This window comes from uncultured Hyphomicrobium sp. (genome assembly GCF_902826555.1).
Classification (GTDB): Bacteria; Pseudomonadota; Alphaproteobacteria; order Rhizobiales; family Hyphomicrobiaceae; genus Hyphomicrobium_C.
This window is the reverse complement of record NZ_CADEFI010000018.1, coordinates 1-5,579: the sequence shown is the minus strand read 5'-3', so window position 1 is coordinate 5,579 and position 5,579 is coordinate 1. Positions and strand designations below refer to the sequence as shown.

Annotated in this window: 6 protein-coding genes and 1 pseudogene; 4 read left to right on the top strand and 3 right to left on the bottom strand. The window is 65.3% G+C overall.

Annotated features, from left to right (window positions below):
• Positions 1-403 (bottom strand): annotated as a pseudogene (locus tag QZV93_RS09545) (hypothetical protein); the annotation flags it as partial.
• A 58-nt stretch (positions 404-461) separates the two neighbouring features.
• Between QZV93_RS09545 and QZV93_RS09540 the strand changes: the two are divergent.
• The 4 genes from QZV93_RS09540 to QZV93_RS09525 all read left to right on the top strand — a co-directional run bounded on the left by QZV93_RS09540 (position 462) and on the right by QZV93_RS09525 (position 4,010).
• Entirely contained in the window at positions 462-1,379 is a 918-nt protein-coding gene (locus QZV93_RS09540; protein WP_295557920.1) for a polyprenyl synthetase family protein, read from the top strand.
• 82 nt (positions 1,380-1,461) lie between these two features.
• A complete protein-coding gene (gene der / locus QZV93_RS09535; protein ID WP_295557919.1) occupies positions 1,462-2,853 on the top strand; it encodes a ribosome biogenesis GTPase Der in 1,392 nt (463 codons plus the stop codon).
• 133 nt (positions 2,854-2,986) lie between these two features.
• Positions 2,987-3,280 carry a hypothetical protein gene (locus QZV93_RS09530; protein ID WP_295557918.1) on the top strand — a complete coding sequence of 98 codons (294 nt, stop codon included), beginning with the start codon at positions 2,987-2,989 and terminating at the stop codon, positions 3,278-3,280.
• 271 nt (positions 3,281-3,551) lie between these two features.
• Complete coding sequence (locus QZV93_RS09525) at positions 3,552-4,010, top strand: DNA polymerase III subunit chi (RefSeq protein ID WP_295557917.1); 459 nt, start codon at positions 3,552-3,554, stop codon at positions 4,008-4,010.
• A gap of 1 nt (position 4,011) precedes the next feature.
• Here QZV93_RS09525 and QZV93_RS09520 read toward each other — a convergent pair whose 3' ends face one another.
• Both QZV93_RS09520 and argB read right to left on the bottom strand, forming a co-directional pair.
• Positions 4,012-4,809 carry a pyrimidine 5'-nucleotidase gene (locus tag QZV93_RS09520; protein WP_295557916.1) on the bottom strand — a complete coding sequence of 266 codons (798 nt, stop codon included), beginning with the start codon at positions 4,807-4,809 and terminating at the stop codon, positions 4,012-4,014.
• Positions 4,806-5,579, bottom strand: a 774-nt coding sequence (argB, locus tag QZV93_RS09515; RefSeq protein ID WP_295557915.1) for an acetylglutamate kinase, incomplete at its 5' end; no start/stop codon positions are given. The genes argB and QZV93_RS09520, both read right to left, overlap by 4 nt.

The window sequence follows — 5,579 nt, the reverse complement described above, 5'->3', positions numbered from 1 at the left end:
CGGTGGCGAGGGCGTCGGACGCAAGCTCCGGCGCGCTGTCGACCGCTTGAGCACCTTCCGTGGCCTCGATCGCAACGTCCTCGTATGCCGCGCGATCGTCGGCAGACGCCGATTCCGTTTCCGTACCGCCCGGCGCCTCGGCGTCGGCCTCCACCACGGTGCGAGCCTCCTCGGGCTCCTCCGGCAGCGCCGGTTCCGGCACCACAACCTCGGCGACGAATTCGGGAGCACGGACCGCAAGCGGAGCGGACGGTTGCTCGGAAACCGCGATACGCTCCACAACAGCATCGGGCGCATCGGGATCCGGCCGCGGCGCCGGCCCCCCGTCGGTGCGAGGCCCATCGGGCGGCGAAAGAACCTCGCCGTCGATCCCTTCGTTCTCGCGGGTGTCCTTATCCGCCACGGATGCTATATCCCGCGCCACGCGTCACGTCCCTCAGATCATCCTAGGTACTTCGTCAATGACCTTCGCGCAAAGACTGGATCGGATCAGAGGGCTAACGGAAGCCCACCTAGGGGTGCTCGTCGGGACGAAAGAGAAGCACCTTGAAGGGGATGCCCCCCCGCCGCAGCGGCTCCTGGACGCCATCGGCCATGCGACGCTCGGGGGCGGAAAAAGGTTCCGTCCATTTCTTGTCGTCGAGAGTGCGGCCCTTTTCGGGCTGACCGAGCACCAAGCTCTGGATACCGCCGCAGCCGTCGAATGCGTGCACTGCTACTCGCTGGCTCACGACGACCTGCCGGCCATGGATAACGATGCCACCCGTAGGGGATTGCCGACCGTCTGGAGGGCCTTCGACGAATGGACGGCCATCCTCGCCGGAGATGCGCTTCTGACCCTTGCCTTTGAGACCCTGGCCAAGCCCACGACGCACCCTGATCCGTCGGTTCGGCTTGAGCTCATCGCCGGCCTCGCCAAAGCATCCGGGACGGCCGGCATGGTCGGCGGCCAGGCCTTGGATCTCGAAGCCGAGCGGCTGCCCCGCAAATCGCCACTGTCGCTCGACGACATCCTGCATCTGCAGAGCCTCAAGACCGGCGCCCTGATCCGGTTCGCCTGCGACGCCGGCGCCATTCTTGGCCGCGCCGCGCCCGAAGCACGCGACGCGCTCCGCGCATACGGCACAGAGCTCGGTCTCGCCTTCCAGATCGCCGACGACCTTCTCGACGCAGAGGGCGACGCGACGACCGTCGGCAAGGCCGTCAGCAAGGACGCCGCCGCAGGCAAGGCGACGCTCGTCTCCCACATGGGATTGCAAGCGGCCCGCGCCGAGCTGAAGCGCGTCGAGCAGGCGGCAATCGACGCCCTGGCCCCCTTCGGGGAACGCGCCGCCGCATTGATCGAAGCCGCTCGTTTCGTCGCCAGCCGCAATCGTTAAGGCTTCTTGCGGCGCGACCCGCCACCGCTTTGCATTTCTCGCTGTTTCAGGTCATAAGCGGCGCCTGACACGAGCGAGTGCAATGACCCCCAAAATCGCCATCGTCGGCCGGCCCAACGTGGGCAAGTCGACCCTGTTCAATCGTCTGACCGGCACGCGCGCGGCCCTTGTTTCCGACCTGCCGGGCCTGACGCGTGATCGCAAGGAAGGCGAAGCCGAGCTTGGCGGCCATCCCATCAAGATCATCGACACCGCCGGCCTCGAGGTCGCGGCCAAGGGATCCATCGCCGATCGCATGCGCCAGCAGACCGAGGCGGCGATCTCGCTTGCGGACCTGGTGCTGTTCGTCATCGACGCGCGCGACGGCGTCACCGCCACCGACGAGACCTTCGCCCGCACAGTCCGCGCTTCCGGCCGCCCCGTCGTCCTCATCGCCAACAAATGCGAAGGCCGCAGCTCCGACGAAGGCTTCTATGAAGCCTTCAAGCTCGGCCTCGGCGAGCCTGTCGCGATTTCGGCCGAGCACGGGCTGGGGCTGGGCGACCTCGAGCGCGACGCGCTCGCCGCCCTGGGCCTCAAGCCGAAGCCCAGGCAAAAACGCCGCGACGACGACGGCACCGAGACCGACGACGAGGCAGACGATAGGCCCGAGCGCCCGCTGCGCGTCGCCATCGTCGGCCGCCCGAACGCGGGCAAGTCCACGCTCGTCAATTCGCTCATCGGCGAGGACCGCATGATTACCGGCCCCGAGCCGGGTCTCACGCGCGATTCCGTTGCAAGCGACATCGTCTGGCAGGATCGCACCATTCGCCTGTTCGATACTGCAGGCCTTCGTCGCAAGGCCAAGGTTACCGAGCTTGCGGAGAAGCTCTCCACCAGCGACACCCTGCGCGCCATCCGCTTTGCCGAGGTCGTCGTGCTGCTCCTCGACGCCGAGCGCGGGCTCGAGCATCAGGATCTGAGCATCGGCGATCTCGTAGCCCAGGAGGGGCGCGCGCTGGTGATCGCGCTCAACAAGTGGGACCTCATCGAAGAGAAGCAGAAGGCCCTGAAGGTTCTGTTCGACAAGATCGCCGTTGGCTTGGCCCAGGTCCCGGGCGTGGCCGTGATCCCCGTCTCGGCTGCGAGCGAGAAGGGCTTGGACAAGCTCTTGCGCGCCATCGTGAAGGCGTCCGAAATCTGGAACCGCCGCGTGCCGACGCCTGCGCTCAACCGCTGGCTCGAGGAGGCGCTTGCGCGCCACGCCCCGCCCGCGCCGTCTGGACGCCGCCTCAAGATCCGCTACGTGACGCAGCCATCGACGCGCCCGCCGACCTTTGTCGCCTTCTGCTCGCGGCCGGACGTCGTCCCGCAGAGCTACCAGAAGTACCTGACCAATAGCCTCCGCGAGGCCTTCGATCTGCCGGGAGTTCCCATTCGCCTCAACCTGAGGGGCGGGGATAATCCGTTTGCGCCCAAGCGCCGCCGCGGTTAACGCCCGCCGCCGTCAATCTCGATTGAAGAAACCGTCTGGTGCCCCCATTTTCGGAAAGATAGGGTCCTGCCAAGCCGCGCCAGCTACGCCAAGACGCGCCGTCCAAGCCAAAAGAAAATCCGAGGGAAGCGCAATGTCCAAGATCCAATCGAGAACCGGATCCACCCGCCGCACGCATGTGCTGCAGGCCGTCGCAACGATCACCTTGCTCGCCGTGCTGCCTGTCCAGGCTCTCGCATACAGCAAGAAGGTCGAGGATGCCTGCAGGGGTGACTACAACACCCACTGTCCCGCCTACAAGGAAGGCTCCGCCGCGCTTCGCCAATGCATCACGCTCGCTGGAAAACGCGGCAACTTGAGCAAGCGCTGCTTCGACGCGCTCGTCGATGCAGGCATGGTGCCGAAGAAGTATCTGAAGAAACGCTGAGGGCGCCCGAGAATCGCAGCGGGCGGGAACCCGGCAGCGAACCCGAAGATGCTGCCTAGCTCACCGCCCGCACGGGCGTCACCCAAGATGGCGCCGCACCGGACTCGGAGAGATAGGCGACACCGCCCGTCACATCAAGTCCCTTCGTGCTCATTTCGCAATCCCTCGGGATTTATTGCATCGCGCTGAGATCTGCGGTGATTTGCACTGTAGCCTGTGATGAGCGTCGAGAGACACATCCGCGATTCGAATGCAGCTTGAGCGAGCTCAAATGAGCGATGCGGCCGAAGTCCTTTTCTATCACCTCGAGCGAGCAACGCTCGAGCACGTGCTACCGTCGCTTCTCGAGCGCACGATCGAGCGCGGCTGGCGCGCCGTCGTTCAATCCGGCAGCGCCGAACGGCTGGAAGCGCTCGACCTTGCGCTTTGGACCTACAATGATGCGAGCTTTCTGCCTCACGGCACCGCACGCGATGGCGATCCCGCGCGCCAGCCGGTTTACCTCACGCTCGGAGACGAGGCGCCGAACAGCGCCGGCGTTCGCTTTCTCGTCGACGGCGCAGAGATGACGCAGTTTGCGGGATACGTGCGTATCGTCTGCATTTTCGACGGACGCGACCCGGAGGCAACCGGCAAGGCCCGCACCCAATGGCAGGCGGCAAAAGCCGCCGGCTGCACCGTCACCTACTGGCGCCAGTCCGACAGCGGACGCTGGGAAAAGCAGGGCTGACCTACGGCCGCGTCTCTTCGCCGGCTCGCTGCGTGACGCCCGTTGCACCGTTCAGAAACTCCGTCAGGTCCAGAGTCATGTGGTGAATGTGGTCCGGGAGCTCGGTCCATGTCCTCATCTGGACCTGGATCGGATGATCGAGGTAGCTCGAATGCACGAGCACCGTCGTCATGCCCAGCGCATGCGGGCTGGCGAGGTTCATCGGCATGTCCTCGAACATCGCCGCCTTTTCCGCGACCACATCGTGGCGCGCAATCATGCGCCGGAAGGCGTCGACCTCGGGCTTGGGGACGTAGTCGCACGCGGCGATGTCACAGATGTCCTCGAAGAGAGAAAGCACGCCGAGCTTCTCGGCCACGCGCTCCGCATGCCTGCGCGAGCCGTTTGTGTAGATGAGCCGCCGGCCCGGAAGTTTGGCGATCGCCGCCCTGAGCGCCGGCGAGTCCTGCACCACCGTAAGGTCGATATCGTGCACGTAGGCGAGGAACTCATGCGGGTCGAGCTTGTGCACGGCCATGAGCCCGGCAAGCGTCGTCCCGAACTGGCGATAGTAGCTCTTCTGCAGGTGCCGCGCGTGCGCATAGGGAACGCCCAGATAATGGGCGATGAACTCGCCCATGCGATGGTCGACCTGCGCGAAGAGATTGCACTCGGCCGGATAGAGCGTGTTGTCGAGATCGAAGATCCAGGCATCCGTATGCGCGAAGCCGCGCCGAAGTGCCCCGGGCCTCGGCTCCAGCACTCTCGCCGGATCACCGGCCGCACCACCATGGTCCGCGCTTCTACGCTCCGCGCTCATGCACTCTTCTTGTCCTTCGGCTTCCGCCGCCCCACGAGCGTGCCCGCGCCATGGTCGGTCAGCAGCTCGAGCAGCACGCTGTGCGGAACCTTGCCGTTGATGATGACGACAGCCTCGACGCCCGCTTCAACCACCTCGATGCACCCCTCGATCTTGGGGATCATGCCCCCCGTGATCGTGCCGTTGCGGATCAGCTCCTGGGCTTCGGTTATCGAGAGATCGGCGATGAGGTTGCCGGCCTTGTCGAGCACGCCTTCCACATCCGTGAGCAGCAGCAGGCGCTTGGCCTGCATCCGCGCCGCCAGCGCCGACGCGAACGTATCGGCGTTGATGTTCAGCGTCTCGCCCTCCGGCGAGATGCCGATCGGCGCGATGACTGGAATGAGGTCGGACCTGGAGATCACGTCGACGATATGCGGATTGACGTGCAGGGGGTCGCCGACATAGCCGATATCGACACTTTTCATCTCGCTGCTTGCGGGATCCGCCATCTGCGTGATCTTCCGCGCCACCATCAGGTTGGCGTCCTTGCCGCAGATGCCGACCGCCTTGCCGCCCTGCCTGTTGATCGCCGAGACGATGTCTTTGTTGATGCGCCCGGCGAGCACCATCTCCACCACTTCGACCGTCGGTTTGTCCGTCACGCGCAGCCCGTTCACGAACTCCGACTTGATCTCGAGCTTGGCCAGCATGGTGGCGATCTGCGGTCCGCCGCCGTGCACGACGATCGGATTGACGCCCGACTGCTTGAGATAGACGATGTCCTTGGC